General features: G+C 61.9%; 25 protein-coding genes. 9 read left to right on the top strand and 16 right to left on the bottom strand.

Annotated features, from left to right (window positions below; genetic code table 11):
* Window positions 1-95 precede the first annotated feature (95 nt).
* Window positions 96-974: a TIGR00730 family Rossman fold protein gene (locus tag Q1W40_RS09775; RefSeq protein ID WP_300711367.1), complete on the top strand. Its 879-nt coding sequence runs from the start codon at window positions 96-98 to the stop codon at window positions 972-974.
* Window positions 975-1,200: 226 nt separating this feature from the next.
* Here Q1W40_RS09775 and Q1W40_RS09770 read toward each other — a convergent pair whose 3' ends face one another.
* From Q1W40_RS09770 to pncB, 5 genes are read right to left on the bottom strand one after another with little or no spacing between them, the layout of a single operon-like run.
* Window positions 1,201-2,385, bottom strand: a complete 1,185-nt coding sequence (locus tag Q1W40_RS09770; RefSeq protein WP_300711365.1) for an MFS transporter — start codon at window positions 2,383-2,385, stop codon at window positions 1,201-1,203.
* A 12-nt stretch (window positions 2,386-2,397) separates the two neighbouring features.
* On the bottom strand, window positions 2,398-3,771 hold the full coding sequence (rmuC, locus tag Q1W40_RS09765) for a DNA recombination protein RmuC (protein WP_300711363.1): 1,374 nt from the start codon (window positions 3,769-3,771) through the stop codon (window positions 2,398-2,400).
* On the bottom strand, window positions 3,768-4,754 hold the full coding sequence (locus Q1W40_RS09760) for a D-glycerate dehydrogenase (RefSeq protein WP_300711361.1): 987 nt from the start codon (window positions 4,752-4,754) through the stop codon (window positions 3,768-3,770). Before Q1W40_RS09760 ends, rmuC begins: the two co-directional genes overlap by 4 nt.
* A gap of 30 nt (window positions 4,755-4,784) precedes the next feature.
* Window positions 4,785-6,068, bottom strand: coding sequence for a sodium:proton antiporter NhaD (gene nhaD, locus Q1W40_RS09755; RefSeq protein WP_300711359.1), 1,284 nt, complete (start codon window positions 6,066-6,068; stop codon window positions 4,785-4,787).
* 1 nt (window position 6,069) lies between these two features.
* Window positions 6,070-7,278, bottom strand: coding sequence for a nicotinate phosphoribosyltransferase (gene pncB, locus Q1W40_RS09750; RefSeq protein WP_108322824.1), 1,209 nt, complete (start codon window positions 7,276-7,278; stop codon window positions 6,070-6,072).
* A 171-nt stretch (window positions 7,279-7,449) separates the two neighbouring features.
* On the opposite strand from pncB, the gene Q1W40_RS09745 reads away from it, so the two are divergent.
* A complete protein-coding gene (locus Q1W40_RS09745; protein WP_300711356.1) occupies window positions 7,450-8,715 on the top strand; it encodes a putative Na+/H+ antiporter in 1,266 nt (421 codons plus the stop codon).
* A 4-nt stretch (window positions 8,716-8,719) separates the two neighbouring features.
* Here the strand turns inward: Q1W40_RS09745 and Q1W40_RS09740 are convergent, their stop codons facing one another.
* Genes Q1W40_RS09740 through Q1W40_RS09715 form a run of 6 tightly spaced genes read right to left on the bottom strand, consistent with a single transcriptional unit; the run spans window position 8,720 to window position 14,119 of the window.
* Entirely contained in the window at window positions 8,720-9,355 is a 636-nt protein-coding gene (locus tag Q1W40_RS09740) for an ABC transporter ATP-binding protein (protein WP_300711354.1), read from the bottom strand.
* Window positions 9,342-10,136, bottom strand: a complete 795-nt coding sequence (locus tag Q1W40_RS09735) for an ABC transporter ATP-binding protein (protein ID WP_300711352.1) — start codon at window positions 10,134-10,136, stop codon at window positions 9,342-9,344. Before Q1W40_RS09735 ends, Q1W40_RS09740 begins: the two co-directional genes overlap by 14 nt.
* Complete coding sequence (locus tag Q1W40_RS09730) at window positions 10,133-11,989, bottom strand: ABC transporter permease (protein ID WP_300711350.1); 1,857 nt, start codon at window positions 11,987-11,989, stop codon at window positions 10,133-10,135. The genes Q1W40_RS09735 and Q1W40_RS09730 overlap by 4 nt, the downstream gene beginning before the upstream one ends.
* 29 nt (window positions 11,990-12,018) lie before the next feature.
* Complete coding sequence (locus Q1W40_RS09725) at window positions 12,019-12,756, bottom strand: nitroreductase (RefSeq protein ID WP_300711348.1); 738 nt, start codon at window positions 12,754-12,756, stop codon at window positions 12,019-12,021.
* On the bottom strand, window positions 12,753-13,193 hold the full coding sequence (locus Q1W40_RS09720) for a thioesterase family protein (RefSeq protein WP_108322830.1): 441 nt from the start codon (window positions 13,191-13,193) through the stop codon (window positions 12,753-12,755). The genes Q1W40_RS09725 and Q1W40_RS09720 overlap by 4 nt, the downstream gene beginning before the upstream one ends.
* Entirely contained in the window at window positions 13,190-14,119 is a 930-nt protein-coding gene (locus tag Q1W40_RS09715) for a histone deacetylase (RefSeq protein ID WP_300711345.1), read from the bottom strand. The genes Q1W40_RS09720 and Q1W40_RS09715 overlap by 4 nt, the downstream gene beginning before the upstream one ends.
* 193 nt (window positions 14,120-14,312) lie before the next feature.
* Here Q1W40_RS09715 and Q1W40_RS09710 point away from each other — a divergent pair, with 193 nt between their 5' ends.
* Window positions 14,313-14,843: a phasin family protein gene (locus Q1W40_RS09710; protein ID WP_300711343.1), complete on the top strand. Its 531-nt coding sequence runs from the start codon at window positions 14,313-14,315 to the stop codon at window positions 14,841-14,843.
* A gap of 142 nt (window positions 14,844-14,985) precedes the next feature.
* On the opposite strand, the gene Q1W40_RS09705 is transcribed toward Q1W40_RS09710, so the two are convergent.
* Window positions 14,986-15,945 (bottom strand): patatin-like phospholipase family protein, encoded by a 960-nt coding sequence (locus Q1W40_RS09705; RefSeq protein ID WP_300711341.1) that lies wholly within the window; start codon window positions 15,943-15,945, stop codon window positions 14,986-14,988.
* Between the two features lie 87 nt (window positions 15,946-16,032).
* On the opposite strand from Q1W40_RS09705, the gene Q1W40_RS09700 reads away from it, so the two are divergent.
* From Q1W40_RS09700 to Q1W40_RS09680, 5 genes are all read left to right on the top strand, one after another.
* On the top strand, window positions 16,033-17,076 hold the full coding sequence (locus tag Q1W40_RS09700; protein WP_300711339.1) for an extracellular solute-binding protein: 1,044 nt from the start codon (window positions 16,033-16,035) through the stop codon (window positions 17,074-17,076).
* Between the two features lie 142 nt (window positions 17,077-17,218).
* A complete protein-coding gene (locus Q1W40_RS09695) occupies window positions 17,219-19,384 on the top strand; it encodes a TonB-dependent siderophore receptor (RefSeq protein WP_300711337.1) in 2,166 nt (721 codons plus the stop codon).
* 14 nt (window positions 19,385-19,398) lie between these two features.
* Window positions 19,399-20,094, top strand: coding sequence for a Fe2+-dependent dioxygenase (locus tag Q1W40_RS09690; protein ID WP_300711335.1), 696 nt, complete (start codon window positions 19,399-19,401; stop codon window positions 20,092-20,094).
* An 11-nt stretch (window positions 20,095-20,105) separates the two neighbouring features.
* Complete coding sequence (locus Q1W40_RS09685; RefSeq protein WP_300711333.1) at window positions 20,106-21,191, top strand: alpha-hydroxy acid oxidase; 1,086 nt, start codon at window positions 20,106-20,108, stop codon at window positions 21,189-21,191.
* The gene (locus Q1W40_RS09680; RefSeq protein WP_300711331.1) at window positions 21,188-21,385 is read left to right on the top strand and encodes a hemin uptake protein HemP; all 198 of its coding nucleotides are present in this window, start codon (window positions 21,188-21,190) and stop codon (window positions 21,383-21,385) included. Before Q1W40_RS09685 ends, Q1W40_RS09680 begins: the two co-directional genes overlap by 4 nt.
* A gap of 61 nt (window positions 21,386-21,446) precedes the next feature.
* Here Q1W40_RS09680 and ahpF read toward each other — a convergent pair whose 3' ends face one another.
* The 3 genes from ahpF to Q1W40_RS09665 form a co-directional block, all read right to left on the bottom strand.
* Complete coding sequence (gene ahpF, locus Q1W40_RS09675) at window positions 21,447-22,997, bottom strand: alkyl hydroperoxide reductase subunit F (protein ID WP_300711329.1); 1,551 nt, start codon at window positions 22,995-22,997, stop codon at window positions 21,447-21,449.
* A gap of 183 nt (window positions 22,998-23,180) precedes the next feature.
* The gene (ahpC, locus tag Q1W40_RS09670) at window positions 23,181-23,744 is read right to left on the bottom strand and encodes an alkyl hydroperoxide reductase subunit C (RefSeq protein ID WP_300711327.1); all 564 of its coding nucleotides are present in this window, start codon (window positions 23,742-23,744) and stop codon (window positions 23,181-23,183) included.
* Window positions 23,745-23,850: 106 nt separating this feature from the next.
* Window positions 23,851-24,237 carry a DUF423 domain-containing protein gene (locus Q1W40_RS09665; RefSeq protein ID WP_300711325.1) on the bottom strand — a complete coding sequence of 129 codons (387 nt, stop codon included), beginning with the start codon at window positions 24,235-24,237 and terminating at the stop codon, window positions 23,851-23,853.
* A 130-nt stretch (window positions 24,238-24,367) separates the two neighbouring features.
* Between Q1W40_RS09665 and Q1W40_RS09660 the strand changes: the two genes are divergently transcribed.
* Complete coding sequence (locus tag Q1W40_RS09660; protein ID WP_300711324.1) at window positions 24,368-24,496, top strand: DUF3149 domain-containing protein; 129 nt, start codon at window positions 24,368-24,370, stop codon at window positions 24,494-24,496.
* Window positions 24,497-24,510: 14 nt separating this feature from the next.
* Here Q1W40_RS09660 and cfa read toward each other — a convergent pair whose 3' ends face one another.
* Window positions 24,511-25,680 carry a cyclopropane fatty acyl phospholipid synthase gene (gene cfa, locus Q1W40_RS09655; RefSeq protein WP_300711322.1) on the bottom strand — a complete coding sequence of 390 codons (1,170 nt, stop codon included), beginning with the start codon at window positions 25,678-25,680 and terminating at the stop codon, window positions 24,511-24,513.
* Window positions 25,681-25,837 lie beyond the last annotated feature (157 nt).

The following is a 25,837-nucleotide window of genomic DNA, read 5'->3' as shown; positions in this document are numbered from 1 at the left end:
CGGCCTGAACAGAAAGCCCCGCAAGGGGCTTTTTTCATGGGGGCATCGAAACCGCCGTGTCGCTTGGCACCGCAGGCCAGATGCACAATGGCAGCATGCAATCGATCCAAGACCTCAAGTCCCCTTCCATTCCCCACGCTTGGGCTGAAACCCAAACCGATTTTCACGATGCCGGCTGGCTGGAGCCGCAAGCAGAACGTCTGGCCTTTGCCGACCCTGAATTCCTCTTGCGCCGCGAAACCCGTGGGGTACGCTTGCAACTGGAAATGCTCAAGCCCGATCTGGCCCAGACCGAAGCCGGCATTGAGCACACCGTGGTGGTGTTTGGCAGCGCCCGATTCACCGACATGGCCACAGCGCAAGCCCGACTCCAGGCCGCCCAGCAAACGGCACAGGCCCCCGCCATTGCCCAGGCCTTGACTCAGGTGCGCAACGCACTGCACTACGAAAAAGCCCGCACCTTTGCACAACTGGTCGCCCAATCTTGCCGTTGCCTGCCGCAGGATGAAAAGCTCTACATCTGCACGGGCGGTGGCCCCGGCATCATGGAAGCAGCCAACCGGGGAGCCCACGAAGTCGGCATGCCCTCGGTGGCACTGAACATCGCTTTGCCGCACGAGCAACACCCCAACCCCTATGTCACGCCGGATCTGAGCTTCAAGTTCCACTACTTTGCACTGCGAAAAATGCATTTCATGATGCGTGCCAAAGCCTTGGTCGCCTTTCCAGGCGGCTTTGGCACGCTCGATGAATTGTTCGAGGTGATGACCTTGGTGCAGACCCGCAAAGCACGCCGGGTGCCGATCTTGCTGTTTGGGACCGATTACTGGACGCGCCTGATCAACATGGAAGTTCTGGTCGATGAAGGTACGATTTCCGCCGAAGACCTCCAGCTGTTCCGCTACGTGGACACACCCGAAGCCGCCTGGAAAGCCATTTGCGACTTCTACCAACTGAATGTGCCTGAGGCCTGAAGACAAGGAAGGATCGGCAAACACCGTGTCCGGTAGAACAACGCCGTGTCACCCCGAACCAACCCTGTGTCACTTCGAACCAACCCTGTGTCACTTCGAACCAACCCTGTGTCACCCAGAACCAAGCTCGTTTCACCCCGGACTACCACCTTGTCACCCCGGACTTGATCCGGGGTCCATCAGGAAACACCTGGATGCCGGATCAAGTCCGGCATGACCCGCCCTCTCAAGCTCTTGGGGTCATGTGTCCATGTGGGCGCAGCTTGAAGGCCGACTTGGCCCCGAGCCCCACCGCCGCCCCCACCACCCAGAACACCGGCGCCACGCCCGCAATGGCCCCGGCTGCACCAAACAACATAGGCATCAGGACGCTGGAGGCGTTGATGCTCATCAAGCGCAGGCCCAGCGCCTCGCCCTGACGGTGCGCAGGGGTGATCTGGTGCAAGGTGCTCATGATCATGGGCTGCACAGCGCCCAGCACCAAACCCAATAAGACCGAACACATGCCCATGGCCCAGGGCGTGGGCATAAAGGGGTAGGCCCCAAACAAGACCGCCGTGCACACCATGGAGGTGGTGATGATCTGGTATTCGTGCAGATGGCGTGAGACCCAGGGCAAACACAGCCGAATGGTGGCCGCCGCCACCGCGAATGACCCGAGGATGGTGCCCACCACCGAAGCGCTCAAACCGCGCTCGTGCCCCAGCAAAGGCACCACAAAGGTATGCACATCCCAGCAGGAAGACAGCAACCAGTTGACCCCCAACAAGCGCAGCATCATGGGCTGGTGCAGCAGGTCCAGCACATGCTTTTTTTCTTTGGGGCCTTCAAGCACGGGTGACGTCTTTTCGCGCACACGGCGCACACACAGCAAAGTGAGCAAAGGCAACAAGGCCATCAGCAAAAACGCGACCCGAAAGCCCGTCTCATGCGCACGCGCTGGTCCGGCAAAGTCGATCATCAAGCCCGCCAGCACAGGCCCCAGAAAGTTGGAAATGGCTGGACCGATCGAGAGCCAGCTGAAAGCACTTTTCAGCTCGGCAGGCCCATGGGCCAAACGGCCCACATGGCGCTGCAAGGCAATGACCGCCATCCCGGTGGCGCCACCCGAGGCCAAGGCGCTCACGCACAACATCGGGAAAATAGGCCAAATCGCCGACAGGCTCACGCCGGTGAAGGCGATGGCCACGCTCAAGGCCAACGGGGCTTTCAAGCCTTTGCGGTCGGCGTAGCGCCCTGCCGGCAAAGCCAGAAACACCTGGGTCAATGCAAACAAGGCCAGCAAAGCCCCCACGGCCATGGCGCTGAAGCCCTGCTGCAAAGCCAGCAAGGGCACGGCCATGCGGGTGCCCGCCATGCAGGCGTGCAGAAAAATTTGCCCGGCAATCAGGCGCGTGAGTTCGCGCTTCATGCCCAGCGCCGATCAGGCATCGCCACCGGGCAGCAAGGCCTGCGCGTCGGACTCGGGCAAGGCATCCACCTGCCGCAAGGCGCGGTTCATCACGTTGCTACGGGTCTGCGCCTGGTCGAGCGTGTTGAGCACGGTTTGCGTCTGGTTGCGCACCTTGTCGAGCACATCGCCAAACTTGCCGAACTCGGTTTTGACCGCGCCCAACACCTGCCAGACTTCGCTGGAGCGCTTTTCGAGCGCCAGAGTTCTGAAGCCCATTTGCAGGGCGTTGAGCATGGCCATCAAATTGGTCGGACCCGCCAGCGTGACGCGGTGGTCGCGCTGCAAGGCTTCCATCAAACCTGGGCGGCGCAAGACCTCGGCATACAGGCCTTCGGTGGGCAAAAACATCACAGCAAAGTCGGTGGTGTGCGGCGGCTCCAGGTATTTGTCGGCGATCGACTTGGCTTCGAGCTTGATGCGGGCTTCAAGTGCCTTGGCGCACAGCTCGGCCTGCACCGGATCGGCACGGCCCTGGGCTTCGAGCAGGCGCTCGTAGTCTTCGTTGGGAAACTTCGCATCGATCGGCAGCCACACAGGTTGGCCGCTGTCAGAGCGGCCGGGCAAGCGAATGGCAAAGTCCACCCGGTTTTTGTCGCCGGGGCGCGTGGCCACCTGCACGGCGTATTGCTCGGGGGTCAGCACCTGTTCCAGCAAAGAAGCAAGCTGCGCCTCGCCAAACATGCCACGGGTCTTGACGTTGGTCAGCAGGTGCTTGAGATCGCCCACGCCTTGCGCCAGGGTGTGCATCTCGCCCAGGCCCTTGTGCACCTGCTCCAGCCGGTCGGCCACTTGCTTGAAGCTCTCACCCAGCCGGGCTTGCAGCGTGGCCTGAAGTTTTTCGTCGACGGTCTGGCGCATTTCGTCGAGCTTGGCGGCGTTGCTTTGTTGCAGCTGGGCCAGCTGGGTTTCCATGGTGCCGCGCATCTCGGTCAGGCGGCGGGCGTTGGCCTCCGACAGCGCATTGACCTGCTGCGCCAAGCTGTCGGTCAGGCTTTTCTGCAGCAAGGCCAGTTGCTGGGCCAAGGCATCGATCTGCTGGTTTTGGGTGCGGGTGGCCTCGGCACTTTGTTGCAACAGCGATTGCTGAAACAAGGTCAGCGTCTGCATGGCCTCTTGCCGACCCTGCACGCCCGACTGGCTGATCTCGGTGCGCAGTTCGCGCTCCAAGCGCTCGGTCTGGCCTTGCACGGCCTCGAACTGTTGCTGTTGCCAGGCCGATTGCTCGGCCAACCGCGCTTGGCGTTCCGGGCTGTCTTCTTGCGGTGCGGGCTTGCGGAGCACAAGCAGCACCAGCAAGACCAGGTTCAGCGCCACCAGGGCGATCAGCAGCCAGGTTTCGTTCATGCGGCGCGTCCGGCCACCGTGTTGAGCGGCGTCACCGCCCGGCCTTGCGTGAAGAACCCGATCAGGTTGTCGGCCGCCAGCTGGGCCATGGCGCGGCGCGTCTTGACGGTGGCGCTGGCAATGTGCGGCGTGAGCACCACATTGGGCACCTTGAGCAAATCGGGGTGAACCGAGGGCTCGCCCTCGAACACATCGATGCCCGCCGCAGCGATTTGGCGCGCAGCCAGGGCTTTGGCCAAAGCCGCATCGTCCACAATGCCGCCGCGTGCAATGTTGACCAGCGTGGCGCTGGGCTTCATTTGCGCCAGCTCGGCCGCGCCGATGGTGTGGTGCGACTCGGCGCTGTAGGGCACGACCAACATCACATGGTCCGCAGTCTTGAGCAGCTCTTCCTTGCTCACATAACGGGCTTTGCACTCGGCTTCCAACTCTGCGCTCAGGCGACTGCGGTTGTGATAAATCACATTCATGCCAAAGCCGTGCGCGGCGCGGCGGGCAATGCCCTGACCAATGCGACCCATGCCGATGATGCCAATGGTTGAGCCGTGCACTTCGGCCCCGGCAAACATGTCGTAGCTCCACTTGGTCCACTGGCCTGCGCGCAGAAAATGCTCGCTTTCGGTGATGCGGCGGGCTGTGGCCATGAGCAGCGCAAAGCCAAAATCAGCAGTCGTCTCGGTCAGCACGTCAGGCGTGTTGCTGGCCACCACGCCCGCAGCGGTCATGGCGGGCACGTCAAAGTTGTTGAAGCCCACAGCCATGTTGGCCACGATGCGCAGTTGAGGATTGGCTTGCAGCAGCGCAGCGTCGATGCGCTCGCTGCCGGTGGTCAATGCGCCCACTTTGCCCTGCATGCGGCGGGTCAGTTCTGCGGCAGACCAAACCTCATCGGCCTGGTTGCTCTCGACTTCAAACACCTGCGTCAAAGACTGCAGGACCTCGGGGAAGATGGCGCGTGCCACCAAGATGGAAGGTTTATTCATGGTTTCACTCAAAATTCAGGTCATGGTCATTCAGTGCGTCAAATGAAACTGAAGGATGTACAAAGCGGCCCCAGCGAAATAGCCCAACAAAGCCCAAACGCTGATTTTCTTGACGTACCAGACAAAATCGATTTTTTCCAGCCCCATCGCAGCCACCCCAGCGGCTGAACCGATGATCAGGATCGAGCCACCGGTGCCTGCGCAATAAGCCAAAAATTCCCACAGGAAACTGTCGGGCGGATACTGTGTCAGGCTGTACATGCCCATGGAAGCTGCGACCAAAGGCACGTTGTCCACCACGGCACTGACCAAGCCAATGATCATGACGATCACATCCTGGCGCCCAACAGTTTGATCAAACCACTGCGCCAGCGAGGACAGAATATGGGTGTGCTCCAGCGTGGCAACCGACAGCAAAATGCCCACGAAAAACAGCACTGCGCTCATGTCAATGCGGGTCAAAGCGCTGACCAGCGTCAGGTGGGCTTTGGCCTCGTCGGTTTTGTCCTTGTGCACCAGATCACCCACCAGCCACAACAAGCCCAGGCCGAGCAAAATGCCCATGAACGGTGGCAAATGCGTCAGTGCCTTGAACACCGGCACAGCCACCAGGATGCCCAAGCCCAAACAAAACATCAGATTGCGCTCAAAAGCCGGCGTATCGGTCAAATCGGCGCGCTCTGCAAGCGCTGGTGAGAGCACCTCACGCCCACGCACCACATACGCCATGGCGGCCAAAGGCACCAGCAAACTGGTCAACGAGGCAACAAAAACCCCCTTCATGATTTCCAGGGCCGTGATCTGCCCGCCAATCCAAAGCATGGTGGTCGTGACATCGCCGATGGGTGACCAAGCGCCGCCTGCATTGGAGGCAATGACGATGGCTCCGGCAAAAAACAAACGATCTTCACGCTGGTCCAGCAATTTTTTCATCAACGACACCATCACGATGGCTGTCGTCAAGTTGTCGAGCACCGAGCTGAGAAAAAATGTGACCAGCCCAACCAACCACATCAAACCCGACAAGGAACGGGTCTGGATGCGCGAGGTGAGGATTTCAAATCCATTGTGGGCATCCACAACCTCCACAATGGCCATGGCCCCCATCAAGAAAAACACGATCTGAGCCGTCGACATCAGCGACTCACCCAATTGATGACTCACTTGTTCAGCATCCGTGTTCCCAAGTGCGTAAAGGGTCCAGAGCACCCCTGCAGCCAGCAAAGCCGTCGCGGTTTTATTGATCTTGAGTGGGTGCTCAAAAGCAATAGCGGCATAAGCCAAAACAAAAATAGCAATGATTGCCGTCAGCACATCAGACCCCTTTCAATACAGCGATGGTTTCGGTTGAGTCAATTTCAAAAACCTGTTTCAGATATGCCAAGTATTTTTCGTCATCGCACATGCCTTTGCCCGGCGTGTCTGACAACTTGGCGACGGGCTGGCCATTGCAGCGGGTCATCTTGATGACGATCTGCAGCGGCTCGTATCCCAAATCGTTGGTCAGGTTGGTGCCCACGCCAAAAGCCAGCTGACAGCGCCCCCGGAACTGCTGGTACAGCTCGATGGTGCGCGGGATCGTCAGGCTGTCGCTGAAGATCAGGGTCTTGGTTTTCGGGTCCACCCGGTTATGCTGGTAGTGGGCAATCATGCGCTCGCCCCAGCTGAACGGGTCACCGCTGTCGTGGCGCGCCCCATCAAACAGCTTGCAAAAATACAGGTCAAAGTCACGCAGGAAGGCGTTAAACCCGTACACATCGGACAGCGCGATGCCCAGGTCACCCCGGTACTCCTTGGCCCAAGATTCGAAAGCAAAAATCTGGCTGTCTCGCAGACGCGGGCCCAAGGCCTGCGCGGCCTGCAGGTATTCGTGGGCCATGGTGCCCAGGGGCGTCAGGCCCAGCAGGTAGGCGTAATACACATTGCTGGTGCCCGCAAACTGGCCTTGAGGGCCGGTGCCCAAACGGGCCGACAAGACGCGCAGCACCTCTTCGTGCCAGGCCCGCGAAAAGCGGCGGCGCGTGCCGTAATCGGCGATCTTGAGCGTTTCCAGACCTGCGCCCTGCAACTGCGCGATTTTCTGGTCCACGCGGCGACGGCCTTCCATCAGATCGGGCACCTTCTGGGTGTTGCGGAAGTACACCTCGTTGACGATGGCCAGCACCGGAATTTCAAACAAAATGGTGTGCAGCCAAGGGCCCTGGATGGTGATGTCGATCTCGCCAGAGGGCAAGGCCGTGACCTGGATGTATTTTTCGTTGAGCTTGAACAAGCCCAGAAAGTCCACAAAATCGCTCTTGATGAAGCGCAGTGAGCGCAGGTACTGCAGCTCGGACTCCTTGAAGTTGAGGCTGCACAGTGAGCGGATTTCCTGGCGGATCTCGTTGACGAAAGGTGCCAATGCCACGCCGGGGTTGCGGCACTTGAATTTGTATTCGACCTGGGCACCCGGGAACTGGTGCAGCACGACCTGCATCATGGTGAATTTGTACAGGTCGGTGTCGAGCAGACTGGTGATGATCATGGCAAAAGGTGACCACCCCACAGAAACGGGGCGATGCGGTAAGCAAGAGCGTGATATTAACCAGATATTAGCGAGTCAATCTGATCAGCTAATATCGCTATAGGGTGTTACGCCATCGGTGGCGCAACAGGTATGTGCGATGGTCGGGCCGCCTCGCACCGGAGCCTTGCCTTGACTTTTCCCACCGATTCCTTACTGCAATGGATGGCCGCTGCTGTGTTTGCACTGGCCCTGATCCACTCATTTTCCACACGCTTTTTTGAGCACCTGGCTCACACGCACCCTCGGCATGCCGGTCTTTGGCATCTGCTGGGCGAAGTCGAAGTCGTCTTCGGTCTTTGGGCTTGCTTGTTGATGGCGACGTTCTTCGCGCTGATCGGTCAAGACCGGACACTGAACTACCTCGAGTCGCGCAATTTCACGGAACCCCTTTTCGTCTTTGCCGTCATGGTGATCGCGGGCACACGCCCCATCCTGAGTTTGGCGCGAGGCTTGATCCTGCGAATCACCCGGTTATGGCCCCAACACCCCCTGTTGGCGCTTTACATGGTGGTGCTGTCACTGGTGCCCTTGCTCGGATCACTCATCACCGAGCCCGCCGCCATGACACTCGGGGCTTTACTGCTGCGCGACACCTTGTTCAGTCGGGACGTGTCAGAACGGCTGAAGTACATCACCTTGGGGGTGCTCTTCGTGAACGTGTCCATTGGCGGCACCTTGACCCCGTTTGCCGCGCCACCCGTGCTGATGGTGGCCAAGGTCTGGCAATGGGATGCAGGCTTCATGCTTTTCACCTTTGGGTGGAAGGCAGCCATCGCCGTATGCATCAATGCCTTGGGGGCCACGCTGATTTTGCGGCGCGAATTGAGCGCCTTGCCCCCCAGCCCCCCTTCGCAAGTGGCCACTGTGCCCGCCGGCATCATGGCCATGCACTTGCTTTTCCTGGGTGGCGTTGTCTTTTTTGCGCACCACCCGGTGGTGTTCATCGGGCTGTTGTTGCTGTTTTTGGGGTTCGCCAGCGCTTGGCGTCAACACCAAAGCGAACTGATTTTGCGAGAGGCCTTGCTGGTGTCGTTTTTCCTGGCCGGGCTGGTGGTGCTGGGCGGCTTGCAGCAATGGTGGCTGGAGCCGCTGCTCATGCGCCTTCCAAGCGATGCGGTTTTCTATGGTGCCACAGCGCTCACAGCCATCACCGACAACGCGGCCATCACCTATCTGGGTTCATTGGTGCCCGGTCTGAGTCAAGAGTTCAAAGTGGCACTGGTTGCGGGAGCCGTCACCGGTGGTGGCCTGACCTTGATTGCCAACGCGCCCAACCCGGCGGGCGCGGCCATCCTCAAGGGCTATTTTCCAGACAACACCATCGCCCCGCTGCGCCTGCTGCTGGCAGCCTTGCCGCCCACCGCGATCGCCACCCTGGCTTTCCGCTGGCTTTGAACCTTCACACCACCCGGCCGCCCACCAAGGTCAGCACCCGCTGCGCGTGGCTGGCCAGGATGTGGTTTTGCTCGGCCACCAGCATGGTCACGCCTTCGCGGGCCAATTGCAGCAGCGCATCGCGCATGGCCGCCACCAGCACCGGGGCGATGCCCTCGCAGGGTTCATCCAGCAGCAGCAAGCGGGGGCCGGTCATCAGGGTACGGGCCAAAGCCAGCATTTGCTGTTCGCCGCCACTCATCTGGCTGGCGGGGCGCTGCAGCATGGGCTGCAGCTGTGGGAACAAAGCCAGCACACGGGCGTAGCGCTCGGCAGGCGTCCCTTGCCCTTCGGTTTGCGCGGCGATCCACAAATTGTCTTGCACCGACAAGCTGGTGAACAGCCGCCGGTCTTCGGCCACAAAGCCCAGCCCGGCCCGCGCACGGCGGTGGGCTGGCCAGCTTTGAATGGCCTGGCCGTCCCAAGTGATGCGGCCCTGCACACGCGGGCCAATGCCGATCAATGACTGGAGCAGCGTGGATTTACCCGCACCGTTGAGCCCTTGCAAGACCACCAACTCGCCCTCGCCCACTTGCAGGTGCACTTCAAACAGCGCCTGCGCATGGCCCCACCAGGCGTTCAGGCCTTCAACCGCGAGCATCGCGCTGCCCTTTCATGTCGGAATGCATGCCCAGAGACATGTCGAAATCGAGCCCCAGGTAACGCTCGCGCACCTGCGGGTCTTGCGCCACCACCTCGGGCGTGCCGTCGGCCACCAAGCGCCCTTGCATGAGCACCAGCACCCGGTCGGCCACGCCAAAAACGGCGTCCATATTGTGTTCGGTGTACAGCACCGTGACGCCATCGGTGGCCACCTGACGCACCAACGCCATCATGTCGGCGCGCTCAGCAGGGGCCAGACCGGCCGCGGGTTCGTCGAGCAACAAAATGCGCTCACCCGTCTCTGACAGACCCGCCAACGCCATGGCCAACTCCAGCCGCTTTTTGGCACCGTAGGGCAAATCGGCCACCACGGTCTGGGCTTGATCGCCCAAGCCCACTTGGGCCAAAGCCTGCAGGGCTTGAGCAGCATGACGGCCCGCCAAGCGATCCCACCACGACAGCCGCTCGCGGGACAAAACCAGCTGCAAGTTTTGCTGCACGGTGAGGGCTTCAAAGGTTTGCGCCACCTGAAAGGTGCGGGCCATGCCCTGCGCCTGACGCTGGGCAGGCTGCAGGCCGGTGACGTCTTGACCACGCCAGACCACGCGGCCACTGCCGGGCGTTTGCTGCCCTGCCAGGCAAGCAAAACAGGTGGACTTGCCCGCGCCGTTGGGCCCGATCAGGGCCACACACTGGCCGGACGGCACCTCGAAGCTCACCCCGTCGAGCGCTTTGACACCGCCGTAGTGGCGCAGCAGATCTTGAACAATCAGGCTCATGCGGACCTCCGCCTTGCCAGCCACCAGGACTGAAAACCGCCCAGCACGCCGCTGGGCGAGAGCACCATGACGGCCATGATCACCAGGCCCAGCACGCCGCGCCAATACTCCAGGCCCTGGCCCAGTTCGGCACCGCCCCAGACCAGCAAGGCGCTGCCCACCAGAGCACCCCACAGCTGGTGCACGCCACCGAGCAAGATCACCAACAGCGCATCGACCGAGGTGCCCACGCTGGCCACCGACGGGAAGACCGCGCCCTTGATGGCGGCCCATAAGCCACCGGCCAACCCGGCCAAAGCCGCGCTGAGCACAAACACCTGATAGCGCAAACGATTGACCGGCAGGCCACTGGCGGCCGCACGCAAAGGCGCATCGCGCAAAGCCTGCAAAGCCGCCCCCCGGCTGGACACGCTCCAGCGGCCCAGCATGGCGACCGCTGCCAGCACGCCCGCCAGCAGCAACGCATCAAAAACAGCACGCGACTCGGGCGCGATCAGCGTGAGCCCAATCAGGCCGTTGTCGCCCCCCGTCAGGGCCACCCACTGGCTGGCCCCGGCCCAGATGACTTGCGCCAGCGCCAGCGACAACATGGCCAGGTACACCCCGCTCATGCGCACCAGCACCAGGCCAAACACCGCCGCCACGGCCAGCGCCAGCGCCATGCCTGCCGCCAGTGCGGGCAGCAAAGCCCAGCCCCACTGCACATGCACCAGCGCCGCGCCGTAAGCGCCCAGCGCAAAAAAAGCTGCATGGCCAAAGCTCACCAGACCGCCCAGCGCCATCATCACTTGCAAGCTCAAGCCCAACAGCAACATGACCAGCAGGTCTTCCGTCAGGCTGCGGCTGTAGTCGCCCTGCCCCAGCGCCCAAGCCAGCACCGCCGCCACCAGCGCAGGCCCAAGCCAGCGCAGCGCACCCTGCGGGGCCACTGAGAAAACCGGCACCGCCTCACGCTGCGTGGCCGCTACTGCCGCACCGCCCAAGCCTTGAGGCCGCACAACCAAGACCACGGCCATGGTCAAAAACACCAACACCAGCGTGGCTTGCGGCACCCAAGCCACGCCCAACGCGTGGATGACGCCAATCAGCACCGCCGCCGCAAAAGCCCCGCCCACGCTGCCCAGACCGCCCGTGACCACCACCACAAAGGTTTCGACCACCACGCTCACATCCATCTGCAAATTGGCCGGCTCACGCGGCAGCTGCAAAGCACCGGCCAGGCCCGCCAGAGCACAGCCGAGCATGACCACGCCCAGCATCAGCGGCGCGGGCTTGACGCCCAGTGCGTCCAGCATGTCGCGGTCTTGCGTGGCGGCTTTGACCTGCTTGCCCCACAGCGTGCGGGTCAGCAGCGCGTGCAAGCCCCACCAAACCAAGGGGCCCAGCAGCAGCGTGAAAAGTTGCCAGGTCGGAAAGTACGCCTCGCCCAAAGCGACCGCACCCTTGAGGCCCGGAAAGCGCGGCGCAAACACCTCGTCGGGCCCGAAAAACCAGCGCATCGCGTCGTGCAGCGCCAGCGTCAGGCCAAAGGTGGCGACCAATTGATAAAGCTCCGGGGCTTGGCGCATGCGGCGCAGCAAGGCGAATTCGGCCAGCGCCCCGACCAGCGCCGCCACAGCAGCCCCCAGCAACATGGCCCCGGCATAGCTCACTGACGAATCGGCCAAGACCGGCCACCAGCGGGTCACCGCATGGGCCGAGAACAGCGCCCCGAGCATGAAGAAACTGCCGTGCGCAAAGTTGACGATGCGGGTGACGCCAAAGATCAGCGTCAGCCCGGAAGCCATGAGAAACAGCGTGGTGGCGTGGCTCAGCCCGTTGAGCAACTGCAGCGCAAAACTGTCCAGACCCAAACCAGCCCCTTTGTTCTCAGACTACCGACTCACGCCACCCAGTGGGTGAAGTCCTGCGCGTTCACACGCGTGGTCTGGAAGGTGTTGACCAGAGCCGACTCGTCGGCATAGCCCAGCGCCATGCCGCAGACCACCATCTCGTTTTCGCCCGCGCCCACATGGGGCAAGATGATCTTGCTGAAGTTGTTCCAGGCCGCTTGCGGGCAGGTGTGCAGGCCCCGCGCACGGGCGGCCACCATGATGGACTGCAAAAACATGCCGTAGTCGAGCAAGCTGCCTCGGCCCATGACTTTGTCGATGGTAAAGATCAGGCCCACGGGTGCGTCGAAAAAGCGGAAGTTCTGCTGGTGCTGCGCGTGCATGCGGTCTTTGTCGCCCTTGCCGATGCCCAGCACGCCGTACAGGCCAAAGCCGCATTCGCGGCGGCGGTCGATGTAGGGGCTGACCCATTTTTCAGGGTAGTAGTCGTAGACCTCGGCGTATTCAGAGGCCAAAGCGGGGTTGGCGCTGATGGCGTCGTGCGCAGCGCAGGTCTTGGCGACCAGTTCATCGCGCTTGGCACCTTGCAGCACATAGACCTTCCAGGGCTGGGTGTTGGTGCCGCTGGGGGCGCGGGCGGCCACTTGCAGCACTTCTTCGAGCACTTGGCGATCCACCGCTTGTGGCAAAAAGGCGCGGGCCGAAAACCGGCTCAGGATGGCGGTGTCCACGCTGGCCGCATCGCTGACGCGGGCGCTGACTTGTTGGTCGATGTGGGGGATGCTCATGTCAAGGTCTCCAGATAAGCTTTCAATGCGGGGGGCAAGGGCACGGGGCGCCGCGTTTCGCGGTCCACGTACACGTGTACAAAATGGCCTTTGGCGGCGCACAGGGGCTCGTCTTGGGCGAACAAGCCCACCTCGTAACGCACGCTCGATGTGCCCAACTTGGCCACACGGATGCCCGCGTCGATGGTCTGCGGAAAGGCCAGCGGCGCAAAGTAATTGCACTGGGTCTCGATGACCAGGCCGATGGTGCTGCCGCCGTGGATGTCGAGCACGCCTTTTTCGATCAAGGTCGCATTCACAGCAGTGTCGAACCAGCTGTAGTACACGACGTTGTTCACGTGGCCGTAGACGTCGTTGTCCATCCAGCGGGTGGTGATGGCGCGAAACGCCTTGTAGGCATCGCGGCTTTCGGGCTGAGGTTTGGCAGGCGTGTTCATCGCCTGAGATTGTGCCAGCGTTGCCAATAGTCCAAGGCCACCTGCCAGGTCTGCATTTGCACCTGCACCGTGGTCTCGATGTCGTGGCCGTAACCCCCGCCCATGCACAACACCACCGGCAGGCGCCGCTGCCAGGCCCAATCCATCACAACCCGGTCACGCGCCTGCATGCCGTCGGCCGTGAGCTTGAGGCGGCCCAGGCGGTCGCCCTCGTGCGGGTCGGCCCCGGCCAGGTAAATCACCAGGTGCGGATCAAACCGGTCCTGCAGGGTCTGCAAAGCCTGGTGCAGCGCCTCCAGATACGGCGCATCGGTGCAGCCGTCGGGCAGACCCACATCCAGATCACTGGGCTCTTTGCGGAAAGGGAAGTTCTTTTCGCCATGCAGCGACAAGGTGAACACGCTCGCATCCCGGGCAAAGATGGCCGCCGTGCCGTTGCCTTGGTGCACATCCAGATCGATGACGGCCACCTCCATCTGCTGGCGGTGCTGTCGCCAGGCTTCGGCTTGCATCAGGCGGGCCGTGACCGCGATGTCGTTGAACACACAAAAGCCACCGCCTTTGTCGGCGTAGGCGTGGTGGGTGCCACCAGCCAGGTTGCCTGCCACGCCTTGCACCAGCGCATCGCGGGCGGCGGCCACACTGGCGCCCACCGAGCGGCGGGCCCGCTCGGCCATGGCCGGGCTCCACGGAAAACCGATCTCTCTTTGAATGGCCGGATCAAGACTGCCGGTGGCCACGCCCTGGATGTAGGCCGGGGTGTGCACCAGCGCCAGCTCGCCGTCGCTGGCCGCAGGGGCTTCGCGCATCCGCACACCGGGCAGCTCCTGCGTGAGCCGGTCGCGCAGGCGGCTGTACTTGCGCATCGGAAAGCGGTGGCCTTCAGGCAAGGGCAAAACAAAGTGATCGGCGTAGTAAGCGTGCATGAAGGCGTACGAGGGAGCCAGGGCGGAAAGCTCGATTCTAGAAAACGCTCTCTAAACTGCTGCGCGAAGCGGCTAAACCCCTTGCAAGCGAGCTGAGAAACCCTAAAATTGAAACCATGCTGCACTGCAACAAAGTTGTACGGCCCCGGCCAGTTTCGGCGCAGTCCCTTTGAAACCTTTTTTGGAGATTCTCATGATGACCGCTGAACAAATCGTCGCCTCACACAAAGCCAATGTGGAAACCCTGTTTGGTTTGACCGCCAAAGCCTTCGAAGGCGTGGAAAAACTGGTCGAGCTGAACCTGACCGCCGCCAAAGCCGCTTTGGACGAGTCCGCCAACAACACCCAAGCCGCTCTGAGCGTGAAAGACGCCCAAGAACTGCTGGCCATGCAAGCCAACCTGTTCCAGCCTTTGGCTGAAAAGACCGCTGCTTACAGCCGTCACCTGTACGACATCGCTTCCGGCACCGGTGGCGAATTCACCAAGGCTTTCGAAGCCCAAGCTGCGGCCGCTCAAAAGCAGTTCGCCTCTTTGGTGGACAGCGCTGCGCAAAACGCCCCCGCTGGCTCCGAGCAAGCCGTGGCCATGATGAAGGGTGCCGTGACTGCCGCCAACACCGCTTTCGAATCCGTGCAAAAAGCCGTCAAGCAAGCCACCGATCTGGCCGAATCCAATCTGGTTGCCGTTTCGGCTGCTGCCCCCAAAGCTGGCAAGAAGAAGTGATTTTTCACAGGCGGCTGGTTTTGCAAGGACCGGCCCCCTGAATTTGCAAGTTGTCTCCTCGGATCCTTTTGAATTTCATCTGGGAAACAGGGATCCCTTCAGGGCTGATCGCAAGATCAGCCCTTTTTTTATGCCCGCCTGATCAGCGCCCGGCTTCAAAAGCCGCCAGGCGCTCTTTCAGGCGCGGCAGCTGCGCCAGCATGGCCACCCGTCCCGCTTCGATCGAGCGGCGGCGGGCGCTGAAGTCGGCACTTTTGACACCGGACAGCGCCGGACGGATCACGATGTCCGCCTCCTTGAGCGCCAAGGTGTTGATGCTTTTGCCCATGATGGTGAAGGTCTGCAACAAAATCTGGAAAGTGTCACCGGCGGGGTTGCCCTCCGGGTCGCTGGAGATGTCCACCGCGATCACGAAATTGGCCCCCATCTCACGGGCCTGATGCACCGGCACCGGGGCCACCAGACCGCCGTCCACGTACTCCCGGTCGCCAATGCGCACCGGCTGGAACACGGCCGGCACAGCACTGGAGGCACGCACTGCCGAGCCAGTGTTGCCCCGGCGGAAGGTGATGGCCTCGCCGCTGCGCAAATCGGTGGCCACAATGCCCAGCGGAATCTTCATGTTTTCCAGGTTACGTCCGCCCACCTGGGCGTTCACGTATTTGGCCAAGGCCTCACCCCGCAAGGCGCCCCGGTTGAGCAAAGGCACCATCCAGTCGGTGATCTCCGCCTCTTCCATGGTTTCGGCGGCTTTGCGCAGCTCGGGCACGCTCTTGCCACTCGCATACAAGGCGGCCACCAGTGAGCCGGCCGATGTGCCCACCACGTGGCTGGGCTTCAACCCGGCCTCCTCCAGCACCTGGATCACGCCCACGTGGGCAAAGCCACGCGCCGCGCCCCCGCCCAGAGCCAAACCCAGATGCACAGGTCGGCGCACCAAGGGCACTTCGACGGTGGGCGAGGACTGTGTGGGCGTTGGGGTGGTCTTCACTTCGGTGTTGACCGCGACCGGTGGCAAGCTGGTGCAAGCACTGAGCAAAGCCGCCAACAGGCCCATGCCACCTCGGGCCAGCCACTGCGGCGAGGTCTTGTGACCGTCCATCTTTTTCCCTGATTTTAAAAAGTTATTGATAATGATTCGCATTTGAGTTAGAATTTTCACATCGAAACAAAGCCCGAGAGCACCACCATGCGCCTCCTGCCTGCCGCCATCACACTGCCCTTGCTGATCGCCTCGTCCATGGCTTTTGCCCAGGACAAAGTGGTCAACATCTATTCGGCTCGCCACTACCCGACCGATGAAGCGCTGTACAGCGACTTCACCAAAGCCACCGGCATCAAGATCAACCGGGTCGATGCCGACGATGCCGGTATTCTCGCCCGTCTCAAGGCCGAGGGCTCGGCCTCCCCGGCAGACGTGATTTTGCTGGTAGATGCCGCCCGCCTGTGGCGCGCCGAGGTCGATGGCCTTTTTCTGCCCGTGTCATCGAAAGTCCTCGAAGCAGCCATTCCGGCCAACCTGCACGCCAAAGCCACCGACAACGGTGGCATTGCCTGGTTTGGCCTGTCCACCCGGGCCCGTGTGGTGGTCTATGACAAGCTCAAGCTCAGCAAGTCCGATGTGGACAGCTACGAAAAACTGGCCGACCCCAAACTCAAAGGCAGCTTGTGCATCCGCTCCGGCTCGCACCCCTACAACCTGAGCCTGTTCGGTGCCATGACCGAGCACCTGGGCCCGCAAAAAACCGAAGCCTGGCTCAAGGGCCTGGTGGACAACATGGCCCGCAGCCCCAAAGGCGGCGACACCGACCAGATCAAGGCCGTGGCCGCAGGTGAATGCAGTGTGGCCGTGACCAACACTTACTACCTGGCGCGCATGATGCGTTCGACCAATCCGGCCGACAAAGCCGTGACCGAACGCATCGGTGTGGTCTTTCCGAACCAGTCGAGTTGGGGCACGCACGTCAATGTGGCCGGTGGCGCCGTGGCCCGTTATGCCAAAAACCCGGACAACGCGATCAAGTTCCTGGAATACCTGGCCAGCCCCAGCGCCCAAAACCACTTTGCCAACGGCAACAACGAGTGGCCTGTCGCCAAAGGGGTGAGCTTTGACAACCCGGCCTTGAAAGCCATGACCGGCGGCAGCTTCAAAAGCGAGCTGATCCCGATCAGCGCCGTCGGCATGAACCAGATCAAGGTCCAGCAAATGCTCGACCGCGTGGGCTTCAAGTAAGCCCCCAGGTCGGCGCCTTATCGCCTGACCGTCTCCCCTTCTTCAGCCAGCCATTCACCCCGGACCAGCCGGGGGTGATAGCCAGCCATTGCCTGTTTTCCCGAAAACCGATGTTTTCGACCGCCTTGGATTGGACTTCACCATGCACACCACCTCTACAAAAACGCCCTTGTTGCCCCTGGCCGCGCTGATGCTGGCCGGCGCTGTCAGCCCCGTCGCGCAGGCCCAATCCGACCGCGAGATGGGCACCGTGGTCATCAAGGACTCGCGCATCGAAGACGCCAAGAGCGTGCTGCGTGTGCGCGACACCGAAATTGGCAAAGGCCGCCAGGCGCTGCGCGACATCCCGCAAACCGTGACGGTGATGACCGAACGGCTGATGCAAGACCGCAACCTGGACGACTTCCGCGAAGTGCTCAAGACCACGGCGGGGGTGACTTTTCAGGCCGGAGAAACGGGCGAAGAAGATGTGCGACTGCGCGGCTTTTCGCTGGGCCAGGCGGGCGACATTTATGTGGACGGCCTGCGCGACGCCCCGCTCATCGAGCGCGACACCTTCAACCAGGACCGGGTCGAGGTGCTCAAAGGCTCGGCCTCGATGTTGTTTGGCAAAGGCTCCACGGGCGGCGTGGTCAACCAGGTCAACAAGGCGCCCCAACTGCTCGAGGAGCACGAACTCAACCTCACGGTGGGCAGCGGCCAGCAGCACCGCCTGACGGGCGACTTCAACTGGGTGACCGGCGAAGACGCCGCGTTCCGCCTGAACGCCATGACGCACCAAGCCGACAACTGGGGCGCCAAAGTGGACAAGCGAGGCATTGCGCCGACTTTTCGCTGGGGCATCGGCCACCGCGACGAATTCAGCGTCGGCCTGTACCACTTGGAAACCCAGGGTCGCCCGCTCTACAACCACCCTTGGTTCATCCAGAGCGGCGTCATCGTGCCGACCTTGGCCGCCCAAAACTACTACGGGCTGGCCAGCGACCACCTGCGCACTGAAAGCACCTACGGCACCTTCAGCCATGTGCACCGCTTTGACGCCGACAGCCAAATCAAAACACAGCTGCGCCAAGGGCACTACGAACGCGACCTGTGGGCCAGCGCCATCGCTTTTGTCAACCCGATCACCCGCTTGGCCGAGATCAGCGCCAGTACCGCGCTCAAGCGCACCCCCAAAGGCCGCGTGGGCGTGAGCGACTTGACCCAAGTGCAAAGCGACTACTCGGGCAAGCTGCAAGCCTGGGGCCACACGCACCAGCTGATCACCGGCGTGGACGCATACCGCGAAAACGCCCAGCGCAACCAAAGCTTTGCAGGAGCAGCATCGGGCCTGAACACCACCGTGGGCACCCCCGACGACGGTGCCTGGCGCGCCGATACGCGGGGCAGCGCCCCCATGAACACCTTCAAGGCCCAAGGCCTGGGTGTCTATGCACAAGACACGGTCGAACTGCTGCCGCACCTGAAATGGGTGGCGGGTTTGCGCTTTGACCACTTCACGGGCGACTACCGCGACCCCAGCGGCAACAGCTTTGCCATGAGCGAAAACCTCTGGAGCCCGCGCACGGGACTGATCTTCCAACCTGACGAATTGAGCAGTTATTACGCCAGCGCGGGCACCTCGTACAACACCTCGGGCGACACCTACCAGTTTGCCTTGGGCAGCTTTGGCGAGGGCAGTGCCAACGCCAAACTGGCCAACACGCCACCCGAAAAAAGCCGCAACTTCGAGTTGGGCGGCAAGTGGGAAATCTTCAACAAGAAAGCCTCGCTGGGCGTGGCCCTGTTCCACTCGGAAAAATACAACGAGCGCAACACAGACCCGGATGCCGCTGCCGCGCAAATGCTCTTGTCGGGCAAGCGCCATGCCAGCGGCATGGAATTCAACCTGGCCGGGCGCATCACGCCGAAATGGGAAGTGTTCTACAACCAGACCTGGATTCCGAGCGCCAGCATTGATGAGAGCACCATCACCACAGGCAACGCCCAGCGCCTGGGCGACCGCCCGGCCCTGACGCCCAAGCACAGCGCCAGCCTCTGGACCAGCTACTTGCTCAGCAGCCAGTGGCGCGTGGCCGGGGGCATCAACCACCGGGGCGAACAATCGCCCGAAGGCAACCGCCATGTGGTGGCCCCCGCCTTCACCACCTTGGACGCCATGGCCGAGTACAGCTTCAGCGACGCCACCGCGCTCAAGCTCAACGTCAACAACCTGACGAACAAACTGTATGCCGACACCTTGTACCGGGGCTTCTACGGCCCGGGCGCGCCGCGCACCGTGCAGCTGTCGCTCAAAACACGGTTCTGAGGCAGGCGCGCCCCATGATCCTTCACCTGCCCCAGCTGCTCAGCCCCGATGAAGTGCACAGCGCACGCGCCGGGCTGGGCGACGATGCCCCCTGGATCGACGGGCGCAGCAGTGCGGGCGCCCAAGCACTTGTGCAAAAGCACAACCTGCAGCTGGCCCAAGACAGCGACAGCTGCCGCCGCTTGCAAGGCCTGGTGCTGGCGGCGGTGCAGCGCGAGCCCCTGTTGCTCTCAGCTGCGCTGCCCAGGCGGATTTTTCACCCTCTCTTCAACCGCTACGACACCGCACACAGCCATTACGGGCCACACATCGACGGCGCAGTGCTGCGCTCACAAACCGCGCAGGGCACGCCGGAATGGATGCGCTCTGACCTGTCGTGCACGGTCTTTCTGAGCGATCCGCAGGATTACGACGGGGGCGAGCTGTGCATACAAGACCACTGCGGTGAACGCCGCTTCAAGCTGGCAGCGGGCGACGCCATCCTTTACCCCGGCACGCGGGTGCACGAGGTCACGCCCGTCACACGGGGCGCACGGCTGGCCAGCTTTTTCTGGATCGAGAGCATGGTGCGCAGCGAGGAGCAGCGCCGCATCCTGTTCGACCTGGACATGAACCTGCTCAAGCTGCGTGCGCAACTGGGCGAAACCAAAGAGACCACCGCCTTGACGGGCGTGTACCACAACCTGCTGCGCCAATGGGCAGACACCTGAGCGTCGCCCGCATGAACGACACACCGATCAACCTGTACGACCATGAAAAACTCGCCCACGCTGCGCTGGATGAGGCGGCTTGGGCGTACTTTTCGGGCGGCGCGGCTGACGAAATCACGCTCCAGAACAACACCCGGGCCTGGCAAGACATGGGCCTGGCGCCTCGCGTGCTGCAAGACTTGAAGGGCGGGCACACCCGCATTGAATTGCTGGGGCGCCCTTGGCCCACCCCCATGCTGGTGGCGCCCATGGCCCACCAGCGCTGGGCCCACGCCGATGGCGAGGCAGGCATGGCGCTGGCCGCGGCTGCGCAAGGCTGCGGCATGGTGTTGTCGCACCAGACCAGCACCTCTTTGCAGACCGTGGCCGATTTGGTGCAGGGCGAAGCCGAGCGCGGCCCGCTGTGGTTCCAGCTCTACTGGCAGGCCGACCACGGGCCGCTGCGCGCCTTGATGGCACAGATTGAGGACGCAGGCTACGAGGCCTTGGTGCTCACTGTGGATGCGCCTGTGCAAGGCGTGCGTGACCGAGAGCGGCGCCTGGGCCCCGGCCTGCCGCTGCCTGAACACGCCCGCCCAGTGCATTGGCAAGCCCAGCCGCCCACCAAAAGCGCTGGCTTGTGCGCAGGACACGCCAACGCCGCCCCCACCTGGGACGATGTGGCGCGGCTGCAGAGCTGGACCCGGCTGCCCGTGCTGCTCAAGGGCATCACCCACCCGCTGGACGCAGCCCAAGCCGTGCGCCTGAACCTGAGTGGTCTGATCGTCAGCAACCATGGCGGCCGCACCCTCGACACCCAGCCCGCCAGCGCCCGGCTGCTGCCCCCCGTGGTGGATGCGGTGCAAGGCGATGCGGCAGTTTTGGTGGACGGCGGCATACGCCGAGGCACCGATGTGTTCAAAGCCCTAGCGCTGGGGGCGGATGCGGTGCTGGTGGGGCGCCCCTGCCTTTATGGACTGGCCCACGCGGGTGCGCGTGGCGCGGCCCAAGTGCTGCGGCTTTTGCGAGACGAACTCGAAATGGCCATGACCCTGTGCGGCTGCCGAACCCCGCAAGACATCACCCCCGCACACCTTCACTGGTCAGGCCGGTCATGACCCCAGCGAACAAGCCTCAGGGCCAAGCCCCCGAACTGAGCGCACCCGGCAAGAGGCCACAAGTGGCACAAGCCGTGCGCACCATTGACAGCCAGACCTTGTTCGAGGCGGCCCACCAGGTGCTGATCGCGCACCAGGGCGAAACCTACAAACTCCAGATCACCCGGCAAGGCAAGTTGATCTTGACCAAGTGAGGCGCTGAAAACAAAAAACCGGACTGCAAGCAGCCCGGTTTTCGTTAAGCGCACCTGAGAATCAGGAACGGATCAGGTGGTCAAAAGCGCTCAAAGCGGCCTTGGCACCTTCGCCTGCGGCGATCACGATCTGCTTGTACGGCACCGTGGTGCAGTCGCCTGCGGCGAACACGCCGGGCACATTGGTGTGGCCCTTGGCGTCCACCACGATCTCGCCAAATTTGCTCAGCTCGACCGTGCCCTTCAGGAACTCGGTGTTGGGCACCAAGCCGATTTGCACGAACACGCCCGCCAATTCGACATGGTGCTCGGTGCCGGTGGCGCGGTCCTTGTAACGGATGCCGTTGACCTTGCTGCCGTCGCCGGTGATCTCGGTCGTCTGGGCGTTGGTGTGCACCGTCACGTTGGGCAGGCTGTGCAGCTTGTTCACCAGCACCGCATCGGCCTTGAGCTGCTCGGCAAATTCGATCACGGTGACGTGTTCGACGATGCCGGCCAGGTCAATCGCCGCTTCGATGCCGGAGTTGCCGCCACCGATCACCGCTGTGCGCTTGCCCTTGAACAGCGGGCCATCGCAATGCGGGCAGTAGGCCACGCCCTTGTTTTTGTACTCGGCTTCGCCGGGCACGTTCACATTGCGCCAGCGAGCACCGGTGGACAGGATCACGGTCTTGGCCTTCAGGGTGGCGCCGTTTTCCATCTGGATGTGCACCAAGCCATCGGCCCCTGCGGGCGTCAGTTTGTCGGCCCGTTGCAGGTTCATGATGTCCACGCCGTAGTGGCGCACCTGCGCCTCCAGAGCAGCCGAGAACTTGGGGCCGTCGGTCTCCAGCACCGAGATGTAGTTTTCGATCGCCATGGTGTCGTTGGTCTGGCCGCCAAAACGCTCGGCGGCCACGCCCACGCGGATGCCTTTACGGGCCGCGTACACAGCAGCTGCCGCACCTGCGGGGCCACCGCCCACGATCAGCACTTCATAGGGGTCTTTGGCGTCCAACTTGGCTGCTTCGCGCTTCGCTGCGCCCGTGTCGAGCTTGGCCACGATTTCTTCGACGCTCATGCGGCCCGAGCCGAACACCTGACCGTTCAAGAACACCATGGGCACCGCCATGATCTGACGCTCTTCGACTTCTTTCTGGAAGGCACCGCCTTCGATCACCACGGTCTTGACCTTGGGGTTGAAGATGGCCATGAGCGACAGGGCCTGCACCACGTCCGGGCAGTTGTGGCAGCTCAGGGACATGTAGACCTCGAAGCTGAAGTCGCCATCCAGGGCCTTGATGCTGTCGATGACTTCTGGCTCGACCTTGGGCGGGTGGCCGCCGGTCCACAGCAAGGCCAGCACCAGCGAGGTGAACTCGTGGCCGAGCGGCAGGCCTGCAAAGCGCACGCCTTCGGTTTGGCCCTCGCGCGCCACCACAAAAGACGGCTTGCGCGCATCGTTGCCCGAGGTGTCCAGCGTGACCTTGTCCGACAAACCGACGATGGTTTCCAGCAGGCTCTTCATGTCGGTGCCGGTTTCGCTGTCGTCCAGCGAGGCGATCAGGCGGATCGGCTGGCGCAGCAAGCCAAGGTATTGTTGCAATTGGGCTTTGAGGGTGTCGTCGAGCATGGTTTTCTCCTGTTTCGGGCTGCACACATCCAGGGTCCCGCTTATGGCGGGGCCTCGGAAAAAAGGGTTTGGGGGAATCGTTGAGGACAGCGCACACCGGGCGGGTGGCCTTGTTGCGCTGTGCTCAACGCCCTGCGCTGCAGGGTGTTGAGAGCCCTGAAGAACAGGGCTTGGAGTCAAGATTTAGATCTTGCCGACCAGGTCGATGGAAGGAGCCAAAGTCTTGGCGCCTTCTTTCCACTTGGCGGGGCACACTTGGCCGGGGTTGGCGGCGGTGTACTGGGCAGCGGTCAGCTTGCGCAGGGTCTCGGACACGTCACGGGCGATTTCGTTGGAGTGGATTTCCACGGTCTTGATCGTCAACTCGGGGTTGATGATGAAGGTGCCGCGCAGTGCCAGGCCTTCTTCTTCGATGTGCACGCCAAAAGCGCGTGTCAGAGCGTGTGTTGGGTCGCCGACCAATGGGAACTTGGCTTTGCCCACAGCAGGCGAAGTCTCGTGCCACACTTTGTGCGAGAAGTGGGTGTCGGTGGTGATGATGTACACCTCGGCGCCGGCTTTCTGGAAAGCTGCGTAGTTGTCAGCCGCGTCTTCGATTTCTGTAGGGCAGTTGAAGGTGAAAGCCGCAGGCATGAAGATGAACACGTTCCACTTGCCCTTGAGGCTTTGCTCGGTCACTTCGATGAACTTGCCATTGTGGAAGGCTTGGGTTTTGAATGGCTGAACTTGTGTGTTGATCAGGGACATGGTGTTTCCTTTGGTTGGTTGAAAAAAACTATCGAATGAGAAAACTCATTGGGTTGAATCATAAATCGAATCCACCCCGACTGGCAGGTCAAAGCCATTGGAAGTTTCAATGGGTGTCATAGCCAGGACGGAATGCCCCCACGGCCAGGAGCAGCCAGGCCGCGATCCAGGCGCTACCGCCCCAGGGCACCAGGGCACGCCAAGCATCAAACCCCAGCAAAGCGCGGGCGTAAATGTTGAAGCTGAACAAGGCCATGCCCAGCGCCATGAGCCAGCCCGAGGCCAGCCACCAGCGCGACGGGCCACGCCCGCCCAAGGCCAGCCCCACCAAGATCAGGCCCAAGGCATGGAACTGCTGCTGGCTCAAAGCGGTTTGCACCATGGCCGGGATGCCATTGGCAAATGCGGGCAGATGGGCGAAGGCAGCACTGAATACCACGCTCAGTGCGGCGCTCAAGGCGCCCAGGATCAGAAAAATTCGGGAAGAAGGCATGTCAGATCAGCGAGATAAGTTTGACAAAGATCAGAGGCCGCAGGAATTGTCGCGCGGCGCTTGACACAGATCAGCCCAAGTCTGACAGATCGGCGCACAGTGAAGACGTCGCCCCATTCAAGGACCTGAAATGAAAATGCTGCTCGACTTGTTCTCTACCGACTATGGCCTGATGAGTGTGGGCGTGATCGTGTTCATGCTGCTCATGGCCGCCTTCTTCCTGCGCATGTTTGTGCACAAGATGAACGCCAACGAGTAAGGCGCCTTCTGCGCTCAAGCCAGTGGTCGGCGATAGCCGCCCGCCTGCCCCTTTGGCGAAAAGACCACCTGCCAAAGCTGGTTGTCGCGTGACCGGAAGGTGCCCGCGCAGCACAGCAGGTAATAGCGCCACATGCGGTAAAAGCGCTCGCCGTACTTGGCCCGCAAGTCGGGCCAGGCCGCTTCAAAACGTTGGTGCCATGCCATCAGGGTCTTGTCATAGTCCACACCGAAGTTGTGCCAGTCCTCCATGACGAAATCGTGCTCGCTGTAAAACCCGATCTCTGAAGCCGAGGGCAACACCCCGTTGGGAAAGATGTAACGCTCAATCCACGGGTCGATCGCTGAGCCCGCATGGTTTTTGCCAATCGTGTGCAGCAAAAACAAACCATCATCACGCAAACAGCGCCTGGCCATGTCGAAGTAACTGCGGTAGTTCTTGTGCCCCACATGCTCGAACATGCCGACCGAAGCGACACGGTCAAAGCGTTGAGCCCCCTGCAGATTGAACTGCCGGTAATCGGCCAGCTCAAAGCGAACAGGCAAAGTGCCCGCTTTGTGCGCCCCCAAACGGGCCTGCTCTTTGGAAATGGTCAGCCCCACGCATTGCACGCCGTAATGCTGAGCCGCAAACAGCATCAGGCTGCCCCAGCCGCAACCAATGTCCAGCAAACTCATGCCGGGGCGCAATTGCAACTTCTGACATATCAGGTCCAGCTTGGCTTGCTGCGCCCCCTGCAAATCGCTGGCTTGCGCCCAATAGCCACAGCTGTAGGCCATGGACGGGTCGAGCATGGCCTCGTACAGATCATTGCCCAGGTCGTAATGGACTTCGCCCACCTGCCAGGCCCGCTGCTCGGACTGCAAATTGGTCAAACGCGCTTTCAGCGATGCCCAAATCCAGCCTGCACGGCCGACCTGCTGGTCCAGCCGTGCCCGCAAGATCCTGGCGATGAATTCATCCACCGCCTCGCAATCCCACCAGCCGTCCATGTAACTCTCACCCAAACCCAAACTGCCACGGGTCAGGATGCGGTCAAAGGTCGCCGGGTGGTGTACTTGCATATCCCAAGGCTGACTCCCCCCCACCGTGATGCCGGCGGTTGACAACAAATCAGCCGCCCTGCGCCAGTTTTCATCGGTCTCGACCAAACGGTCTGGGCCCAACGCCAAGCTTGAAACCATGCATGCCTCCTGTGGGGTCTTCATTGCGCTACGCCAGACCGATGGGTCTGACGGACAAGCCATGCTAAGCAGCGGCAGCAAGCCAGCCAATCCACTTTTTGACGTAGGCGCCGTACTTGAAAACCGTTACATCCGCACGCGTGGACTACCCGAACAG

The sequence above is a fragment of the Limnohabitans sp. genome, from assembly GCF_030158565.1.
In the GTDB taxonomy this organism is placed as follows: Bacteria; Pseudomonadota; Gammaproteobacteria; order Burkholderiales; family Burkholderiaceae_C; genus Limnohabitans_A.
Note: the sequence above shows the minus strand (reverse complement) of the source record. Positions and strands in the feature narration are given on the sequence as shown.

Bases quoted from the DNA above. Each gene is read 5' to 3' on its own strand.
- Q1W40_RS09775 (WP_300711367.1), top strand. From the start codon at position 96: ATGCAATCGATCCAAGACCTCAAGTCCCCTTCCATTCCCCACGCTTGG.
- Q1W40_RS09770 (WP_300711365.1), bottom strand. From the start codon at position 2,385: ATGAAGCGCGAACTCACGCGCCTGATTGCCGGGCAAATTTTTCTGCAC.
- rmuC (WP_300711363.1), bottom strand. From the start codon at position 3,771: ATGAACGAAACCTGGCTGCTGATCGCCCTGGTGGCGCTGAACCTGGTC.
- Q1W40_RS09760 (WP_300711361.1), bottom strand. From the start codon at position 4,754: ATGAATAAACCTTCCATCTTGGTGGCACGCGCCATCTTCCCCGAGGTC.
- pncB (WP_108322824.1), bottom strand. From the start codon at position 7,278: ATGATCATCACCAGTCTGCTCGACACCGACCTGTACAAATTCACCATG.
- Q1W40_RS09740 (WP_300711354.1), bottom strand. From the start codon at position 9,355: ATGCTCGCGGTTGAAGGCCTGAACGCCTGGTGGGGCCATGCGCAGGCG.
- Q1W40_RS09735 (WP_300711352.1), bottom strand. From the start codon at position 10,136: ATGAGCCTGATTGTTCAAGATCTGCTGCGCCACTACGGCGGTGTCAAA.
- Q1W40_RS09725 (WP_300711348.1), bottom strand. From the start codon at position 12,756: ATGAGCATCCCCCACATCGACCAACAAGTCAGCGCCCGCGTCAGCGAT.
- Q1W40_RS09720 (WP_108322830.1), bottom strand. From the start codon at position 13,193: ATGAACACGCCTGCCAAACCTCAGCCCGAAAGCCGCGATGCCTACAAG.
- Q1W40_RS09715 (WP_300711345.1), bottom strand. From the start codon at position 14,119: ATGCACGCTTACTACGCCGATCACTTTGTTTTGCCCTTGCCTGAAGGC.
- Q1W40_RS09710 (WP_300711343.1), top strand. From the start codon at position 14,313: ATGATGACCGCTGAACAAATCGTCGCCTCACACAAAGCCAATGTGGAA.
- Q1W40_RS09705 (WP_300711341.1), bottom strand. From the start codon at position 15,945: ATGGACGGTCACAAGACCTCGCCGCAGTGGCTGGCCCGAGGTGGCATG.
- Q1W40_RS09700 (WP_300711339.1), top strand. From the start codon at position 16,033: ATGCGCCTCCTGCCTGCCGCCATCACACTGCCCTTGCTGATCGCCTCG.
- Q1W40_RS09695 (WP_300711337.1), top strand. From the start codon at position 17,219: ATGCACACCACCTCTACAAAAACGCCCTTGTTGCCCCTGGCCGCGCTG.
- Q1W40_RS09690 (WP_300711335.1), top strand. From the start codon at position 19,399: ATGATCCTTCACCTGCCCCAGCTGCTCAGCCCCGATGAAGTGCACAGC.
- Q1W40_RS09685 (WP_300711333.1), top strand. From the start codon at position 20,106: ATGAACGACACACCGATCAACCTGTACGACCATGAAAAACTCGCCCAC.
- Q1W40_RS09680 (WP_300711331.1), top strand. From the start codon at position 21,188: ATGACCCCAGCGAACAAGCCTCAGGGCCAAGCCCCCGAACTGAGCGCA.
- ahpF (WP_300711329.1), bottom strand. From the start codon at position 22,997: ATGCTCGACGACACCCTCAAAGCCCAATTGCAACAATACCTTGGCTTG.
- ahpC (WP_300711327.1), bottom strand. From the start codon at position 23,744: ATGTCCCTGATCAACACACAAGTTCAGCCATTCAAAACCCAAGCCTTC.
- Q1W40_RS09665 (WP_300711325.1), bottom strand. From the start codon at position 24,237: ATGCCTTCTTCCCGAATTTTTCTGATCCTGGGCGCCTTGAGCGCCGCA.
- Q1W40_RS09660 (WP_300711324.1), top strand. From the start codon at position 24,368: ATGAAAATGCTGCTCGACTTGTTCTCTACCGACTATGGCCTGATGAGT.
- cfa (WP_300711322.1), bottom strand. From the start codon at position 25,680: ATGGTTTCAAGCTTGGCGTTGGGCCCAGACCGTTTGGTCGAGACCGAT.